Here is a 17,397-nt window from a genome sequence, read left to right as displayed (position 1 = left end):
AATATTCTCTCCCTTGTCTGATAATTTTGAGCCTCCCGCTGCACTATTTCGTGAGGCTCTTTTTTCGGGAATAATCATGACGCCATACAAAGACATCTTTTATTCCGTTGAAGATGGTTTGCAGTTGCACGCGCGGGATTATGATTCTGCCTCGGCTGATAGTTCTCCAGAAAACTGCGACAAGATAACGGTTTTATGCCTGCATGGTTTGTCCCGCAATGCCGCGGACTTCGAACCTTTGGTGCAGGAGCTGAGCGGCGACTACCGTTTGCTGGTTACCGAGCAGCGAGGCCGAGGGCAGTCGCAATGGGATGCCCAGCATCAGCGTTACCACCTGCTGACTTATGTGCAGGATATGTGGCAGCTGCTGGATCATCTGGGCATTGAAAAAGTGGTGATCGTTGGTACATCCATGGGCGGTTTGATGGGCATGATCATGGTCAATCAGCAGCCGCAGCGTATTGCAGGGTTGGTGATCAATGATGTGGGACCGGAAGTTCATCCTGAAGGGATTGGCCGCATCATGAGTTACCTGGGCAAAAAGGAGCCGGTGAAAACCTGGCAGGACGCGGTGTCACAGACCCGTGATATGAATGAAGTGTGTTTCCCCTCCTATAACGATGAGCAATGGCTGGCCATGACCCGACGTCTGTTTCGGGAAAATGACCAGGGCGTGCCTGTGCTGGACTACGACCCTATGATCTCGGCACCGTTGACGGAAGATCAGAAGGCTGCAGCTCCCAGTGATCCATGGGCTTTGTTCAGAGGGTTAAAAGGGACGCCGCTGCTGGTCTTGCGAGGCGAGCTTTCCGATTTGTTATCAAGGGACTGTTTTTTACGCATGCAGTCAGAGTTACCCGAATTGACCGCGGTTGAAGTGCCCGCTGTTGGTCACGCGCCTGCGCTGGATGAAGCAGCAGCAGTGTCCGCTATTGAACAATTTTTACAGCGAGCAGACATCAAGCAGGCTTTTATACAGAGCAGAGTGGTTTATGACGAACAGAGCTCGCAGTTATAAAACGTCTGCTGTGGGTGGTGGAGAGGTTTGAGCGCCGGAGAATCAATCCGGCAGGCAGGATAAGTCTATGTTGAAGAATAAAGTCGCGTTGGTTACAGGATCTACCAGTGGCATCGGATTGGCGATTGCCGAGTCTCTTGCTCAAGAGGGCTGTCACTTGATGCTCAACGGATTTGGTGATGCCGGTGAGATAGAATCCTTGCAGGAAAGTTTGTCGTCAAAATATGACGTAAAGGTGTTTCATTCACCAGCTGACGTATCTCAGGCCTCGGAAGTGGCCATGATGGTAAAGACCACCGAAGAGTTGTTGGGTGGCGTGGATATTCTGGTGAATAACGCCGGGATTCAGCATGTGGCTCCCATTGAAAGTTTTCCGGCAGAGCGCTGGGACAGCATCATCGCGATTAATCTGAGCAGTGTGTTCCATGGAATCCAGAATGTGCTGCCAGGTATGAAGGCGCGTGGTTGGGGGCGTATCATCAATGTGGCTTCCATCCATGGGCAGGTAGCATCGCCGTTTAAAAGTGCCTACGTGGCGGCCAAGCATGGGGTGATTGGGTTGACCAAAACCGTTGCGCTGGAAACGGCCAAAAGCGGAGTTACCTGCAATGCCATCTGCCCCGGTTATGTGCTGACACCGCTGGTCGAAAACCAGATTGCCGATACCGCGAGAGCCCGAGGTTTGAGTGAAAAACAGGTCATGGATGAAGTGTTGTTGGGGACGCAGCCCACAGGCCGTTTCACGGATACCGAAGATCTGGGTGCGATGGCGGTGTTCCTGTGTGGCCCGGCGAGTCGAAATATTACCGGCAGTGTGCAGGTGATGGATGGGGGCTATACGGCCCAATAAGTCAGAAAAGTCCTGAAATGTCAGGAATCTGACCGTATTGAGGCGCCAAAATACACCGAATTGCTCCGCTGGCCTTGCCAGTACTGGGGCAAAGCGACATTCAGGCCCGATGAGTGTTATACTGGCGCCGTTTTGAACAGCCAGAATGAGACCCACTTTGATCGGTAACCTATTCCGTAAAATCACCGGCGGTAACTCCGGTGCCAACAACAGCTCCGAAAAGTCTGCTGCCAAGCCTTCTAATCGTCAGAAATCTGATGCCCAGAAGGCCTCCGCCAAATCCTCTGGCCAGCAGAATAACGGCAGCAAGCCTAATACTGGTGGTAAGTCCTCCAATCGCGGACAGAATGCGGCCAAGAAGTCGGGGGGCAAGTCCCAGCACCCGCACGGCGGCAAGCGTCATCATCAGCGTCAGCAACAATCTCCCAAGGTTGAGCAGGCCCCGTGGACTCTGGATGATTTCAAGGTACCACCGGTGGAAGGCAAAACCCGATTCCACGATCTGGATCTGCCTCTCGAATTGATGCACGGTATTGCCGATCTCGGGTTCGAGTACTGTTCTCCCATTCAGGCGCAATCCCTGCCGTTGACCCTCAATGGTCACGACATGGTGGGCAAGGCGCAAACCGGCACGGGTAAAACCGCCGCGTTTTTGCTGTCCACCATTGATGATTTACTGAAAAACCCCATTGAAGGCGAGCGTTACGCAGGTGAAGCCCGGGCGTTGATTATTGCTCCGACCCGCGAGCTGGTGATCCAGATCGCCGACGACGCCAAGGCGTTGACCAAGTACACCGACCTGAAGGTTCACACTCTGGTGGGGGGGATGGATTACGGTAAGCAACAGCGTCATCTGCAGGAAGATCTGGTGGATATTCTGGTGGCGACTCCGGGTCGTCTGCTGGACTTCTGTGGCAATCAGGACGTTTATTTGGATCAGGTGGAAGTGCTGATCATTGACGAAGCCGACCGCATGCTGGATATGGGTTTTATTCCTCAGGTCAAACGCATCATTCGTCAAACCCCGAAGAAAACTCATCGTCAGACTCTGTTGTTCTCCGCCACGTTTACCGATGACGTTCTCAGTCTGGCGGATCAGTGGACGGATGAACCCAAGCGTGTTGAAATCGAGCCTGAAAGTGTTGCGACTGACACGGTTACCCAGCACGTTTACCTGGCTGCGACAGAAGAAAAGTACACGTTGCTGTACAACATCCTCAAGCAGGAAGATGTGGACAGTCTGATCGTGTTTGCCAATCGTCGTGACGAATGCCGCAAGCTCCACGAGAAACTCGAACGTCACGGGTTTTCTGCAGGATTGCTTTCCGGTGAGATTGCTCAAAACCGTCGCGTAAAAACGCTGGATGGTTTCAAATCCGGTCAGCTGAAAGTACTGGTAGCAACCGATGTTGCTGGTCGGGGTATTCACATCGATGGTATCAGTCACGTGGTGAACTTCACCCTGCCTGAAGAACCGGAAGACTATATCCACCGGATTGGTCGTACCGGACGAGCAGGAAAGACCGGTACCTCAATCAGTTTTGCCTGTGAAGACGATGCGTTCCGTCTGATGCCGATCCAGGAGCTGGTGGGCAAGGATTTGCGCTGTGAGCAGCCACCAGAAGAACTGTTGGCTGAAACACCGGCCATGGGGCCGCGTAAAAAATCCGCGGATGATGACGATCGTTCACGCAGTGGTGGTTCCAATCGCGGTGGTCAGCGTCGTGGTGGTCGCAGTGGCGATCGTCGACATTCCTCATCGCGTCGATAGCGTATTGTTTTTATAGAGTTTTGTTTACCAAAAAAGCCGATGTGACCATCGGCTTTTTTTTGTGGCTGAAACAGAGCATCTGTGATCAGCTAATTACCGTTGTTTTAAACGCGTAAAGTCCCAGGGCGTGTTTCACGCTTTCAGTTTTTTCATCAGTTGGCAACGTTACCGTCACCGATTGGCCAAACTTTTTATCAACTTCTACATTTAATTCAAAGTCGCCGATTGCCAGGTTTGCGAGTTCCTGACGCACCAGTTTTGCCACGATGTCGTTGCGCAGATCCGGTTTAAACACCTTGCCTACAGCCGTCGTAGGAAGATGGCCAATAACATAGATCTCCTTGGGTACAGCTGCGCGTTCATGGATGTGTTCCTGTCCAAACGCGAGCAGTTCGTCCTCTGTTGCGCTGCTGCCAGGTTTTAACTGAATGTAGGCAACCGGCAGTTCACCTACACGGGTATCGGGCTTGCCGATGGCTGCCACGTCGGCGACGGCTTCGTGTTTAAAGAATGCTTCTTCGATCATCTGCGGGTCGATGTTATGGCCGCCGCGAATAATCACATCTTTGCTGCGGCCGGTGAGCCAGAGAAAACCGTCTTCGTCCAGGCGCCCAAGATCGCCGGTGTTAAACCATCCGTCTTCAACCCATTGTCCCTGATTGTGCTCAGGTTGTTTATAGCCGGAAAATACATTGGGACCGCTGATCGCAACGCAGCCAGTTTCGTTGACGTCACAATCGCGGAGATATTTGCCGGTTTTCTCATCGACTTCCACAATGCGCAAACCCATATAAGGCAGGCGACACCCCACCGAGCCAATACGATGTTTGCTGAAACGTGGCGTAACGGTGCTGACACAAGTGCCTTCGGTTTGCCCGTAGCCTTCAAACAGCGTGAGACCGGTTTTGCGTTCAAACTGGTGTGCCAACTCGGTGGCCAGTGGCGCGGCTCCGCAAATGGCGTATTTCAATGAAGAGAGGTCGTGTCCTTCCGTTGGAAAGTTCAGCAGGCCGGTGAGAATGGTAGGCACAGCGCTGAATGAAGTGACCTGATATTTTTCCACCAGTGCCCAGAAGTTTTCCATCAGTTGAGGCGTGCGGTAACCCTGCGGGGTGCCCAGCAAAATACCGGCGCCGCCAATCCAGGCAGCCAGGCTGCTAAATACCGCATTGACGTGGAACATCGGCAGACCGATGAGCGTGATGTTTCCTGTCTCGATATGCAGGGAAGTATTCACCTGAAAGGCGCAGGCCACCTCATTGGCGTGAGTGTGAGGCGCCAGTTTGGGGGTGCCCGTTGTGCCTCCGGTGTGAAAGTAGGAGGCAATGTCGTCAGAGGTGATTTCGCGGCCACTGTCCAGTGAACTGCTATTTTGTGAAGCAATCAGGCTGTCAAAGTCCAGCACATGAACCTCTGATCCATCGCCCCTTTGAACCGGTTGCAGGTAGTCAGGACGCTGTGAACGCACCGCCGCCTGGGCTTCGGCTGGCAAAATCGGCACCATATCCACAGTAATCAGAGTGTGCAGACTGGGTACTGCCTCAATCAATGCCTGAGCCTTGAGCCACAGGTCGTTGCCCGGGAGCGGCGCCAGCGTCACCAGTACCGAGCAATCCGTCTCCTTGAGCAGGGCAGCGATGTGTTCGGTTTCCAACAGGGGGTTGATGGGGTTGGCAATGCCAGCAGCTTCACTTCCCCAAATGGTGAAGACGGTTTGAGGCAGGTTTGGCAACAGCATGGACACGGTGTCATTGGGCGTCACGCCCAGATGGTGAAGGGCGTTGGCGGTTTGGGTCACTTTTCCCCGCAGGTCCTCAAAGCTGAATGTTTGAGCTTCCTCCTCCACGTTACCCTGAGCCAGGAAACGCAAGGCTACCTGGTCGCCAAAATGTTTGGCGGCATCCTGTAGCAGAGCGAAGGTGCTGGATGGCAGGGGGTAGTCGCTCCACGGGGTGGCTTCCAATTGTTTCAGGGCGTCAATGCCTGTCATTTCAAAGCGGGTGGGGAGGTACGGGTTGCTCATGGTCTCTCTCTTCACGGATTTTATTAGGCATCCATAATGGAGAATGCCCGAAGCCTGAGCAAGGTACATAGGGGACAACTTGTGTGACAAAGTGACGATGGAAGATTTTAAGCTGTTTGTCGATGAGCACGACCGCAGCTCAAGCATAGACAGAAGTGTCCATGACCAGATATTTTCTCTGCGCTGTATTGGTGATTTCTGATTGTTTTGCACAAGATCGAGGCAAGGTTGTCGTGATGGAATGCTACAAAGCTATATCGGTTGATGAGCCTTGAGACAGCAAAATGATCAGTGAATGTTTGCCTTGGGGCTGAAATGTCCGGCCAGTTGAAATTATTGGTGGATGAATTCTCCTTGCAGTCTTCTTAGAATCTGTCGCAGAAATTTCAGGTCAGTCTGTGCTGGCCTGGTGCTTGCTTGTGTTGTTAATCGGAACGATAAAAATATCAGAGAATAATGACCGATTAACGGCATAAGGAGCTGAACAGCATGAGGCGCATGGCGCTGACCTTACTGCTGGTTTTGTTTTGCGGCGGTGTTGTCGCAGAGAACGCAAGTCTTTCGATATCTTGCGGCGCACTTGGCGTTGAGCTGCAACTGTGCCAGCAGGGAGTTGATCACTGGTCGAGTCAGACGGGTGTTGAAGTCAACATTGTCTCGACTCCCAACTCGTCGTCTGAGCGGTTTGCACTCTATCAACAAATACTCGCGTCGCGCTCGTCGGATATCGATATCCTTCAAATAGATGTGGTCTGGCCGGGGACGCTCGCCCCGCACTTGATTGACCTGTCAGCGTATATCGATAAAGACCTTACCCGACAGTATTTCAAAACCCTGATTACCAACAACACAATTGACGACCGATTGGTCGCCATGCCCTGGTTTACTGTGGCAGGGGTGCTCTACTACCGTTCTGATTTACTCGAAAAGTACGAATTTAATCCCCCTGAAACCTGGCGACAACTCACCTCAATGGCTCGTCATATTCAAAACGCCGAGCGTGAAGCGGGAAGTCCGCGCATGCAAGGGTTCGTGTTTCAGGCAAAGGGGTATGAGGGGCTCACCTGTAATGCGCTGGAGTGGATCGACAGTTTTGGCGGCGGAACTCTGGTCAATCAACGCGGTGACGTTACGATTGGCAATCCCCGGGCCATCGCGGCTCTGGATCTTGCGGCGAGCTGGATTGGTGATATCGCGCCCCAAGGTGTGCTGAATTACGATGAAGAACAGAGTCGAGGCGTTTTTCAGTCCGGTAACGCGGTGTTTATGCGTAACTGGCCTTACGCCTGGGCATTGGGCAACGCAGCAGACAGTCCGGTGCGCGGCCAGATCGGTGTGGTTGCACTCCCAAGAGGCGGTGATCAAGGGCATCACAGCGGCGTGCTGGGTGGCTGGCAGTTGGCGGTCTCCAAATATTCAAAACACCCGCAGTTGGCTGCAAATCTGGTGCAGTACCTGACGAGCTACGCGGAACAGAAACGCCGTGCAACCGTTGGCTCATACAATCCCACGATCCCGGAGTTGTACCGAGACCCGGATGTACTGAAAGCAACCCCGTTTTTGGGCACCCTTTATAAATCCTTTGAGCAGGCGGTGGCCAGACCGTCGCGCATCACCGGAGATCAGTATGCTCGGGTCAGTGCAGAGTTTTATTATGCGGTGCACGAAGTGCTTGCCGGAAAAAAATCGGCTGCGGCAGCACTGCCAGGATTACAGCGAAAACTGGAGAGGCTTTCTCGGGGCGGCCAATGGTGATGGCAAGAGATACTGATTGTAAACGGGCTTCACGCTTGACTCGTCAGCGGGTTCGATGGGCCTGGATATTCCTGATGCCGATGTTGATGGTGTTGGCATTGGTCGCGGGTTGGCCCTTAATTAAAACCATTGCCTATGGATTTACTGATGCCAGTCTGATTGATCCCGAATCCGCGAACTTTATTGGTCTTGATAATTTCACCTATCTTTTACAGGACTCCTATTGGTGGTCGTCGGTATGGAATACGGTTGTCTTTGCGGTCGTATCCGTCTCACTTGAAACCGTTCTGGGGTTGATTATTGCGCTCACCTTGCATGCCCACTTCCCCGGTCGGGGTGGCTTGCGTGCTGCCATTCTGATTCCCTGGGCAATACCCACTGTGGTCTCGGCGCAAATGTGGAACTGGATGTATAACGATGTGTTCGGCGTTCTCAATCACGTGTTTTTGCTGTTGGGCCTGATTGATGACCCCGTTGCCTGGACGGCATCGCCAGACACTGCGCTGCTGTCAATTATCATTGTGGACGTTTGGAAAACCACCCCGTTTATGGCGTTGTTGTTACTAGCTGGACTGCAGATGTTGCCGCAGGAATGCTACGAGTCGGCACGAATTGATGGTGTACATCCGATCAAAGTTTTCTTTCGCATTACCCTGCCGCTTCTAAAGCCTACCTTGATGGTGGCCATAATTTTTCGTTTGCTCGACGCGTTAAGAGTGTTTGATCTGGTGTATGTCATGAGCGGAAACAACCATAACACCATGTCCATGTCGGTATATGCACGACAGCAGCTGATTGATTTTGGCGGGCTGGGTTTTGGATCGGCAGCATCGACACTAATATTTCTGATTATCGCGTTGTTTACGATCATGTATTTGTCCGTTGCTCGTGTGGGCAGGGAGTCTTAACGTGAATTTTAAAAAGTTCAGAAGATTGTTGGGTAAGACTGCATTTTGTCTGTTGTTGCTGTTAATCGTTGGTTACACCGTGTTTCCGTTTTACTGGGCGATCGTATCCTCGCTGAAATCCGGAGCAGCCTTGTTCAAAGTGGAGTTCTGGCTGTCGGATCCCTACTGGGAAAATTACGTGGCGGTCTTTCGTGAGCAGCCATTCGGGCGCAATATACTCAACTCACTCTTTGTTTCAGTGTCAACCGTTGTTGTTTCGCTCGCTTTGGCCCTGGCAGCGGCTTACGCTATAGGCCGGATTCAGTTTCGTGGGCGCATGCTGCTGTTGTTTATGATTCTGGGAGTGTCCATGTTTCCACAGGTGGCCGTTCTGTCAGGCATGTTCGAACTGATCAATGCGCTGGGTTTGTACAACAACCTGTTGGCGTTGTCGCTGTCCTATATGATTTTTACCCTGCCGTTTACGGTTTGGGTATTGACCACATTTATGCGTGAATTGCCCAAAGAGCTGGAGGAGGCCGCTATTGTGGATGGAGCCTCGCCTTTGGCTATTGTGTGGCATGTGTTTATGCCTCTGATGGGGCCAGCGTTGGTGACCACAGGGTTGCTGGCGTTTATCGCTGCGTGGAATGAGTTCTTGTTTGCTCTGACATTCACGCTTTCAAGCGAGATGCGCACGGTACCTGTAGCGATTGCATTGATTTCTGGGGCCAGTGCCTATGAGTTGCCCTGGGGCAATATCATGGCGGCCTCGGTAATTGTGACTGTGCCATTGATCCTCTTGGTGCTGGTGTTTCAGCGACGTATTGTGTCCGGACTGACTGCCGGGGCGGTGAAAGGTTAGTGTCACTTTCTGAATGTTTACATGATTGTCGCAATGCTTAACTATAAGAAGGAGTCTTAACATTATGGCTGCTATTTCTATGCAGGCCATTCGTAAAAGCTTCGGTTTTACCGAAGTGATTCAGGGTGTGGATTTTGAAATTCAGGATGGTGAGTTTACGGTGTTTGTCGGCCCGTCGGGCTGCGGTAAATCCACCTTGCTGCGATTGATTGCCGGACTGGAAGACGTGTCATCCGGCCGCGTTGTGTTTGATGATTTGGACGTGACGGAGTTGGCTCCCGCTGAACGGGGAGTGGCGATGGTGTTTCAATCTTATGCGTTATATCCACACATGAATGTCTTCGACAATATGGCATTTGGTCTGAAGCTGGCGAAGACTGATAAACAGACTATTTCCGAGCGTGTTCACAATGCCGCGAGCAAATTACAAATCGAACAGTTGTTAAAGCGTAAACCCAAGGAACTTTCCGGTGGGCAGCGGCAGCGAGTGGCGATTGGTCGGGCCATAGTTCGTCAGCCGCGAGTCTTTCTCTTTGATGAGCCTCTGTCCAATTTGGACGCAGCGTTGAGGGTGCAGATGCGTCTTGAGCTAAAACGGCTTCACCGTGAACTGGGTACGACGATGATTTACGTCACTCATGACCAGGTCGAAGCCATGACGCTGGCAGACCGGATTGTTGTCTTGAATGGTGGGCGGGTAGAGCAGATCGGCACACCTTTGCAGCTGTATCGTCAACCTGACAATGTCTTTGTCGCCGGGTTTATCGGTTCGCCCAAAATGAATTTTTTGAATGCGTCTGTTCTTGAGCGGGATGGTTGTGAAGTCACTCTGGATATCGGACAGGGAAGTATTGTTCAGGCCAGTGTGGCCGGGTCATCTACAGTCGCCGTTGGAGATCAGGTAACACTGGGGCTCAGGCCTGAACATATCACCCTTTCGAATGGCGAGGGACAAGTGACCGGGGAGGTGCTTGCGGTAGAGCATCTTGGAGCAGAGATTTACGTCCACCTGAAGCGTAAAGGCGAAGAACCCTTGGTGTTCAAGTGTCATGGAGAGACGGCAGTGTACGTGGGACAGAGTGTTTCCGTGGAGGTGTTGCCGGAAGTTTGCTATTTATTTGATCAGACTGGGAGAGCATTGTGACAGAGGTGCCGCGTGTGAAAAGCTGGTGCCGAAGCTGAATTCCGAAAAATCCTGTTTTCACAGGATGGTCCGTTGGCTGTTAATGTCTGGCCTGGGAGGCTCAGGCTGGAGCTTCAATCAAGGCCACCCAGGGAGAGAGTACATTCAGCTGGTCTGCCACCAGTTTCAGGCAGACCAGAAGTGGCACGGCCAGCAGCACACCTACCGCTCCCCACATCCAGCCCCACAGGACTAGCCACAACATCAGCATCAACGGGTTGAGTCTCATGTGTTGCCCCAGGACAAGGGGAGTAATAAATTGGGCCTCAAGCAGGTTGATGCCAAAATAAATGGCGGCAGGCAGCAGCGCATCCCAGCCAAATCCGTATTGCACCGTTCCGGCAATGCTCAAAATGCAGACACTGATCAGCGGGCCGACATAGGGGGCAAAATTTAACAGGCCTACCAGTGCCCCCCACAGTAACGCATCGTCCATACCCATAAGCCACAGCATCAAGGCGGTCACCATGCCGAGTCCGCTGTTGATCAGGCTGACCGTCAGAATGTAGCGGGAAAGCTCGCGCTGAATTCTATCCACGAGCTTGGCGGCGTGTTGCTTGTTTTTGACCTGGGGCAAGACTTCGGTTGCCTGATGGTAGAGGTGGGGGCCGAAGATCATCAGAAACAGCGTCACAATCAGGAAGGTCAGAAACTGGGCTATCACCAGAGGTGTTGCGCTCAGAGCCGAGATGACTATTTCAAGGCCTCCCTGAGTGAGTCGTTGGGACAGCGGGTTGTCCTCGGAAGGTGGCGGTGTTTTTTCTTCGGTGGTGAAAAAACTGAAAAATCCTTTCTCTTCTGCGGCAGGTTTCGCTTTGGCGGTGACAGAGTTATTGAAGGCATCCAGCTCTTTTGTCAGCTTTTCGGACAGTTCTGGCAAGCGGGAGGCCCATTTCTGTGCCGGCTCAGCCAGCTCAATGCCCAGAAGGGTAAATGGCCCGCCAATGGCAGCCAGCAGAACAATGGCCGAGAAGCTGCGGGGAATGTAATAGCGTTTAAGCACTCTCACCAGCGGGCTGAGCAGTAACGCAAACAGGAGTGCCACGACTATGGGCATCAACAGGGTCTTGGCGAAATAGAGGGTGTAGATCAACGCAAGGCCGAGCAGCCAGTGCAAGGCGGTGGTTCTGGTGGTGATGGCTCGCGGGGTATCGGATTCTGTACTGGCTTGGTGGGAGGTGTCTTGCGTTGCCGTTATCCGCTGGTTGTGCCCGTCCATTGTTTGATCACCGTGTGTATCAGAGGTTGTGTTTTGAATCCGAGAGCGCCAATGGCGTAGGCGCTGTGCAGTCCCAGGCGTCCGGTGATCAGACCCGCAACCAGACCGCTGCCGACCAGCCACCAGGGGCTTAGGCTTTGCAGAGAGCGGATAGAGTCCTGACTGCTCTTTTGGAATGGCTCCAGCTGGGCAGTGAGCCGTTGATCCAGTGCCTGAATGTCACGTACCAGATGCGCGCGTTTCATCGCGGGGGGTGTCTCCGGTGGGTGCTTTTCCAGTATGCAGGTTACCCGTTTGCACGCCTCCCATAAAGGACTGGAGGTGTTCGCGGGTTAAAGGCAGCGACAGGCTGCGTTTGTAGCGTTTCCAGAGCAGTCTGAGGGAAAGCAAAACACCCAGCTGCAACAACAGGAAGGTAACCAGTCCGGGAGTGACAGAGCCGCTGTAATCCACCACGACCCAGGCAAGCAAAACGGACAAACCCAGCCATGTCAAAAACACGACAGGCAAGGCCAGTAACAGCAAGCAAAACATCCTGCCGGCATCGCTCACCGCCAGTTTGATTTCCAGTGCAAACAGTTCAGCGAGATTGGAGCCCGCTTCTGTAGCCTGCTTTATCCAGTCTGACCAGATTTCAAGAGGCTCATCACTCGTGTCGTCGGGCTGCTTTGCTCTTTGATCCTGTGGTTGAGTGGACAGGGTTTCTTGCTGACTGGTGTCTGTCATCTATGACTTCTTTCGTTGACTGTTGTTGCCGTTCCCGTTCCCGTTCCCGTCCGCGGCGCGGTGTGTCTTTGGGGCAGCCGTTATTTACGGGAGAGCAGCTGCGACAGGATAAAGCCGGCAGCGAAGGCAATGCCCAGTGTGGCCAGAGGCTTTTCTCTCATATAGGCGTCGGCCTGAGTGCTCAGTTCGCCGGCTTTATCGCGCCCTTTGGCCAAGTGTTCAACCGCGTCTTGTTTTAGATCCATGCCTGCGGCTTCTGCAGCTTTGCGGAAATGGCTCTTGGCTTCCATGAGTTTGTCGTAGGCTTCCATAACGGATTCTTTACTGGCAGCCAGTTCGTCGTGCTTTGTATCCGAGGTGCTCATACAATCCTCCTGAGGATGAGTAGCGCATTTGGCCGAGATCTGACATCAGACTAGTTGATTGAGACTTATTTTCCAAGCGGTTGAAGTGGGCCGAGTACAAACACGTCGTGTGAAGACGCAGACAATGAGTAAAGAGTCTGTATCCGGGCAGGTTCCGTCGGCTACTGGCGGATGGAAGTCCCGGAACCCTGTTTTTCCAGCTCATCAATCCAGAACAGGGTTCCACCCACTACCGCTATGGGCATGACGAAAATATTGAGCAGCGGAACCATGGTGCCCAGCATCACCAGGCCGCCGAGGCTGAAGCTGGAATACTTGCGATTCCAGAGGCGGTTGCGGGTATCTTTAAACGTCAGTTGGTTGTTATCCGCCGGGTAGTCAACGTATTGAATCGCCATACTCCAGGCTCCCCAGAGAAAACCGATCACCGGTACGATGACATTGATCAGGGGGATAAATGACAATACAAACATCAGAATCAACAGCGCCAGACCGCGCAGGATGAAATACCACAGCTTGACCATCTCCCGCCCGAGGGTACGAGGGATCATATGCCTCAGGGATTCTGGAGCGGGGCCTGTGCCCTTGACCAGAATCTCGGTTTTCTCCGCCAGTATGCCGTAAAAGGGGGCGGCGATGATGTTGGTGATCATGCTGAAGCTGTAGCCGTAAACGACCAGTACCAGCGCGGCAAAGATGACCCACAGAATCCAGGCGAGAAAATCCAGCCAGCCCGGCAAACTGCCCAGCAGCCAGCTCATGGCTACACCGAATTGTTGTATCAACAGATAGGTGGCCGCAAAAAACAGCACCAGATTGATCAGTAGAGGTACCAGAACAAACAGCCTCAGTTGCGGCGTGACAATCAGTTGTGCTCCGCGGGTCAGATAGGTCATTCCATTGATTGGGCTGTTGGTCATGTCGGTAAAACTCGTCGCTGAGTTGTGGTCGATGGTTTGCCTGAAACCCGTGATGGGATTTGCTGGTGGTCTTCATCGGGAGCAGCGGTTCAGGCTGGGGAAAGCTGCTCCCGATGATGGGCCGTGGCTATTACTGACCGCCGGCTTTTTTCAGTACGCTGGCGTACTCGTCACCCAGACGGTGTTCACTGACGATTTGCAGCAGGGTTTTGCCGGCTTCGTTTGTCGAGTTGATGTCACGGCCACTTTCCTGAAAAAATTTCACGAAAGTTTCAAAGTTTTCTACATTCATGCCGCGGTAGGCTTTTTCCAGCATGTGGAAGTCAGCGTTCATGTCGCCATAAGGCTGAATGTCTAAAAAGGTTTTGATGCGCTCGTCGTCAAACACTTCGCCGAGTACTTTTTGTTTGTCTTTCTTTAAGGACATGGGACTTACCTTTGTCGTATCTCTGTAATGTTCATTGAATGCTGTGAGCCTGCATGGATCGGCTTACAGCATGGAGTTCAGTTTTTTCGCAAGAATCTGATTCACCAGTCCGGGGTTTGCCTGACCTTTGGTGGCTTTCATGATGGGGCCCATAAACCCGCCCATCTTCTTCTTGCGTTTGTCCGGTTCTGAAGCCAGCCAGTCTTCCAGCATGGCCTGATTGGCGGCAATCACTTCATCGACAATTTTTTCCAGTTCGCCGGTGTCTGACATTTGCTTCAGACCTTTGGCTTCAATAATGGCGTCGGCATCGCCTTCGCCCTGCCACATGTCTTCGAAAACCTGTTTGGCAATCTTGTTGGAAATGGTGTTGTCTTTGATGCGGGCAATCAGTCCCGCCAGCATGTCGGTATTGACCGGGCTGCTGGTGATGTCTTTTTCTTCCGCGTTCAGGTGGGCAGACACTTCGCCCATGACCCAGTTGGCGGCCAGTTTGGCATCGCCACACTTCTCTGTGGTGCTTTCGAAGTAGTGGGCGGTCGCTGAGTCGGCCGCAAGAATGCCGGCATCGTATTCTGACAACTTGTACTGTTCCACAAAACGCTGCTGGCGGGCATCGGGCAGCTCAGGCAGGGTCTGGCGTACGGCTTCAATAAACTCGTCGTCGATTTCTACCGGCAGCAGGTCGGGGCAGGGGAAGTAGCGATAGTCGTTGGCTTCTTCCTTGCTGCGCATGGAGCGTGCAACTTTGGTATCGCCGTTGTAGAGACGGGTTTCCTGAATCACGCTGCCGCCGTCTTCGATCAGATCGATCTGACGCTCGACTTCCAGAGCGATACAGTCTTCCATGAACTTGAACGAGTTCAGGTTCTTGGTCTCGGTGCGGGTGCCAAACTCTTCGGTGCCTTTCGGGCGCACGGAGATGTTGACGTCAAAGCGCATGGAGCCCTGTGACATCTCGCCGTCGCATATGCCCAGTGAGGTGACAATGGAGTGCAGTTTGCGGGCAAAGGCCACCGCTTCTTCGGCGCTGCGCATGTCCGGTTCGGAAACGATTTCAATCAGCGGCGTGCCGGCGCGGTTCAAATCGATACCGGACATGCCGTGAAAGTCTTCGTGCAGGGACTTGCCTGCGTCTTCTTCCAGGTGAGCGTGGTGAATGCGGATCGACTTGGTGCTGCCGTCGGCCAGCTGAATCTCTACGTGACCGGGGCCGACAATGGGGCTTTCCAGCTGGGTGGTCTGGTAGCCTTTGGGCAGATCCGGGTAGAAGTAGTTCTTGCGCTCAAAGACAGAGCGTTTGCCAATCTCGGCGTCGATGGCCAGGCCGAACATGACCGCGTAGCGGAACGCCTGTTCATTGGGGACTGGCAGGGTGCCGGGCATGGCCAGATCGATGGCGCAGGCCTGAGTGTTCGGTTCCGCGCCAAAGGCGGTGCTGGCGCCGGAGAAAATCTTGGTCGTCGTGGCCAGTTGCACGTGCACTTCCAGGCCAATAACTGTTTCCCATTCCATAATGTGATGCTCTTATGTGTAATCGTCAGCGGATGAGTGGTGTTGGTGTCACTCATCCAGCCGCTGAATTCAATCAATATCCGGTGCAGTTTGCTTGTGGTGATCGGTCACCTGCTGGAACTGGTGAGCGGCGTTAAGCAGCTTGCCTTCGGCAAAGAAGTTGCCGATCAGTTGCAGCCCCACCGGTTTGTTGTCCACCAGGCCACAGGGGATCGATACGCCGGGCAGGCCCGCCAGGTTGGTGGCGATGGTGTAGATGTCTTCCAGGTACATGGCGACCGGATCGCTGCTCTTGGCGCCGAACTCAAACGCCGGAGAGGTGGCGGTTGGCCCCATAATCACGTCAACTTCGTTGAAGGCATCGACAAAATCCTGCTTGATCAGTCGGCGTACCTGCTGCGCCTTGCGGTAGTAGGCGTCGTAGTAACCGGCAGACAGAGCGTAAGAGCCCACCAGAATGCGGCGTTTAACTTCTTCGCCAAAGCCTTCGCCGCGGGAGCGTTTGTAGAGATCGTTCAGGTCTTTCGGATCTTCGCAGCGGTAGCCGTAACGGACTCCGTCAAAACGTGACAGGTTGGCGGAACATTCCGCAGGGGCAATCACGTAGTAAGCCGGTACGGACAGATCTGTGTGTGGCAGGCTGATCTCTTTGATCTCGGCGCCCAGTTTCTCAAACTCCTTGATGGCGGCTTGTACGCGCTCGCCGGTCTGCGCTTCGAGACCTTCACCGAAATATTCTTTCGGCACACCAATGCGCAGCCCCTGCAGGCTGTTGTTCAGGCCGGCGGTGTAATCTTCCAGCGGTTGATCGACACAGGTGGAGTCTTTGGCATCGAAGCTGGCCATGGTGTTGAGCATGATGGCGGCGTCTTCGGCGGTGCGGGTCAGTGGGCCGCCCTGGTCCAGGCTGGAGGCAAAGGCGATCATGCCCCAGCGCGATACCCGGCCGTAGGTGGGCTTCAGGCCGGTCAGGCCACAGAGGCTGGCCGGTTGACGGATAGAGCCGCCGGTGTCGGTCGCGGTGGAGGCTGGAGCCAGATGGGCTGCAACTGCGGCCGCAGAGCCACCGGAGGAGCCGCCGGGTACGCAGTTGGTGTTCCAGGGGTTTTTCACCGGGCCATAGAAGCTGCTCTCGTTAGAGGAGCCCATGGCAAACTCGTCCATATTGACCTTGCCCAGCATTACGGCGCCGGCCTTGCGGTAGTTTTCCACCACGGTGGCGTCATAGGGCGGAATAAAGTTATCCAGCATTTTGGAGCCGCAGCTGGTGCGTACGCCATTGGTGCAGAAGATATCCTTGTGAGCGATGGGTACGCCGCACAGAGCAGGCGCGTCGCCCAGAGCCAGGCGCTCATCGGCTTCTTTGGCCTGTGCCATGGCAATGTCTTCGGTGACGGTAATATAGCTGTTGTAGCGGCTGTCCAGACGAGCGATGCGATCCAGATAGTGGCGCGTCAGCTCGACACTGGAAAAATCCTTGTTGCGCAAGCCTTGGATCAGCTCGGCAATGGTCAAATTGTGCATGGGGGTGTCCTGGGTGTTTAAGTCAGTAGGCTGAGGGTTATTGGATGACAGAGTGTTAATCAATAACCTTCGGCACCAGATACAGTCCTTGCTCCGCCGCAGGGGCTAAAGCCTGAAAATCTTCACGTCGATTGCTCTCGGTTACCACATCGGCTCTCAGGCGCTGGGTGGCGTCCAGGGGGTGAGCCATTGGGGCAATGCCGTCGGTGTCGGCGGCCTGAAGTTGGTCTACCAGGGTCAGTACGTCCGTAATGCTTTTGGCGACCTCATCGACGGTTGAGTCTGCAATCTCGATGCGCGCCAGTTCAGCCAGCTTTGCAATGTCTGAACGATCCACTTGTATCTCCGA

General features: G+C 53.6%; 17 protein-coding genes. 7 read left to right on the top strand and 10 right to left on the bottom strand.

What is annotated here, in order from left to right; genetic code table 11:
- Positions 1 to 76 precede the first annotated feature (76 nt).
- The 3 genes from KOI40_RS08000 to rhlB all read left to right on the top strand — a co-directional run bounded on the left by KOI40_RS08000 (position 77) and on the right by rhlB (position 3,639).
- Positions 77 to 1,018 (top strand): alpha/beta fold hydrolase, encoded by a 942-nt coding sequence (locus KOI40_RS08000; RefSeq protein ID WP_216096975.1) that lies wholly within the window; start codon positions 77 to 79, stop codon positions 1,016 to 1,018.
- Positions 1,019 to 1,085: 67 nt separating this feature from the next.
- The gene (locus tag KOI40_RS07995; RefSeq protein WP_216096974.1) at positions 1,086 to 1,868 is read left to right on the top strand and encodes a 3-hydroxybutyrate dehydrogenase; all 783 of its coding nucleotides are present in this window, start codon (positions 1,086 to 1,088) and stop codon (positions 1,866 to 1,868) included.
- A 157-nt stretch (positions 1,869 to 2,025) separates the two neighbouring features.
- A complete protein-coding gene (gene rhlB / locus KOI40_RS07990) occupies positions 2,026 to 3,639 on the top strand; it encodes an ATP-dependent RNA helicase RhlB (protein WP_233710106.1) in 1,614 nt (537 codons plus the stop codon).
- A gap of 85 nt (positions 3,640 to 3,724) precedes the next feature.
- On the opposite strand, the gene KOI40_RS07985 is transcribed toward rhlB, so the two are convergent.
- The gene (locus tag KOI40_RS07985; RefSeq protein WP_216096972.1) at positions 3,725 to 5,662 is read right to left on the bottom strand and encodes an acyl-CoA synthetase; all 1,938 of its coding nucleotides are present in this window, start codon (positions 5,660 to 5,662) and stop codon (positions 3,725 to 3,727) included.
- A gap of 489 nt (positions 5,663 to 6,151) precedes the next feature.
- On the opposite strand from KOI40_RS07985, the gene KOI40_RS07980 reads away from it, so the two are divergent.
- The 4 genes from KOI40_RS07980 (at position 6,152) to KOI40_RS07965 (ending at position 10,313) form a co-directional block, all read left to right on the top strand.
- Positions 6,152 to 7,417, top strand: coding sequence for an ABC transporter substrate-binding protein (locus tag KOI40_RS07980; protein WP_216096971.1), 1,266 nt, complete (start codon positions 6,152 to 6,154; stop codon positions 7,415 to 7,417).
- Positions 7,417 to 8,325: a carbohydrate ABC transporter permease gene (locus tag KOI40_RS07975; protein WP_233710105.1), complete on the top strand. Its 909-nt coding sequence runs from the start codon at positions 7,417 to 7,419 to the stop codon at positions 8,323 to 8,325. Before KOI40_RS07980 ends, KOI40_RS07975 begins: the two co-directional genes overlap by 1 nt.
- A gap of 1 nt (position 8,326) precedes the next feature.
- Positions 8,327 to 9,169, top strand: coding sequence for a carbohydrate ABC transporter permease (locus KOI40_RS18410; RefSeq protein WP_216096969.1), 843 nt, complete (start codon positions 8,327 to 8,329; stop codon positions 9,167 to 9,169).
- A 64-nt stretch (positions 9,170 to 9,233) separates the two neighbouring features.
- Positions 9,234 to 10,313 carry an ABC transporter ATP-binding protein gene (locus tag KOI40_RS07965; RefSeq protein ID WP_216096968.1) on the top strand — a complete coding sequence of 360 codons (1,080 nt, stop codon included), beginning with the start codon at positions 9,234 to 9,236 and terminating at the stop codon, positions 10,311 to 10,313.
- Positions 10,314 to 10,413: 100 nt separating this feature from the next.
- Here the strand turns inward: KOI40_RS07965 and KOI40_RS07960 are convergent, their stop codons facing one another.
- The 9 genes from KOI40_RS07960 to gatC form a co-directional block, all read right to left on the bottom strand.
- Positions 10,414 to 11,571: an AI-2E family transporter gene (locus tag KOI40_RS07960; RefSeq protein WP_216096967.1), complete on the bottom strand. Its 1,158-nt coding sequence runs from the start codon at positions 11,569 to 11,571 to the stop codon at positions 10,414 to 10,416.
- Positions 11,547 to 11,816 carry a hypothetical protein gene (locus KOI40_RS07955; RefSeq protein WP_216096966.1) on the bottom strand — a complete coding sequence of 90 codons (270 nt, stop codon included), beginning with the start codon at positions 11,814 to 11,816 and terminating at the stop codon, positions 11,547 to 11,549. Before KOI40_RS07955 ends, KOI40_RS07960 begins: the two co-directional genes overlap by 25 nt.
- Entirely contained in the window at positions 11,791 to 12,297 is a 507-nt protein-coding gene (locus KOI40_RS07950; protein ID WP_216096965.1) for a hypothetical protein, read from the bottom strand. Before KOI40_RS07950 ends, KOI40_RS07955 begins: the two co-directional genes overlap by 26 nt.
- Before the next feature lie 80 nt (positions 12,298 to 12,377).
- Positions 12,378 to 12,662, bottom strand: coding sequence for a glycine zipper domain-containing protein (locus KOI40_RS07945; protein WP_216096964.1), 285 nt, complete (start codon positions 12,660 to 12,662; stop codon positions 12,378 to 12,380).
- A gap of 161 nt (positions 12,663 to 12,823) precedes the next feature.
- Positions 12,824 to 13,582, bottom strand: a complete 759-nt coding sequence (cysZ, locus tag KOI40_RS07940) for a sulfate transporter CysZ (protein WP_216096963.1) — start codon at positions 13,580 to 13,582, stop codon at positions 12,824 to 12,826.
- Positions 13,583 to 13,712: 130 nt separating this feature from the next.
- Positions 13,713 to 14,009, bottom strand: coding sequence for a PA4642 family protein (locus KOI40_RS07935; protein WP_216096962.1), 297 nt, complete (start codon positions 14,007 to 14,009; stop codon positions 13,713 to 13,715).
- 63 nt (positions 14,010 to 14,072) lie between these two features.
- Complete coding sequence (gene gatB, locus KOI40_RS07930) at positions 14,073 to 15,524, bottom strand: Asp-tRNA(Asn)/Glu-tRNA(Gln) amidotransferase subunit GatB (protein WP_216096960.1); 1,452 nt, start codon at positions 15,522 to 15,524, stop codon at positions 14,073 to 14,075.
- Between the two features lie 69 nt (positions 15,525 to 15,593).
- On the bottom strand, positions 15,594 to 17,048 hold the full coding sequence (gatA, locus tag KOI40_RS07925; protein WP_216096958.1) for an Asp-tRNA(Asn)/Glu-tRNA(Gln) amidotransferase subunit GatA: 1,455 nt from the start codon (positions 17,046 to 17,048) through the stop codon (positions 15,594 to 15,596).
- Positions 17,049 to 17,103: 55 nt separating this feature from the next.
- Positions 17,104 to 17,385: an Asp-tRNA(Asn)/Glu-tRNA(Gln) amidotransferase subunit GatC gene (gatC, locus tag KOI40_RS07920; RefSeq protein ID WP_369413160.1), complete on the bottom strand. Its 282-nt coding sequence runs from the start codon at positions 17,383 to 17,385 to the stop codon at positions 17,104 to 17,106.
- Positions 17,386 to 17,397: the final 12 nt, after the last annotated feature.

The sequence above is a fragment of the Pseudomaricurvus albidus genome (assembly GCF_018863235.1).
Taxonomy (GTDB): domain Bacteria; phylum Pseudomonadota; class Gammaproteobacteria; order Pseudomonadales; family Cellvibrionaceae; genus Pseudomaricurvus; species Pseudomaricurvus albidus.
The sequence above is the reverse complement of the archived record's forward strand: the minus strand, read 5'-3'. Positions and strand labels throughout refer to the sequence as shown.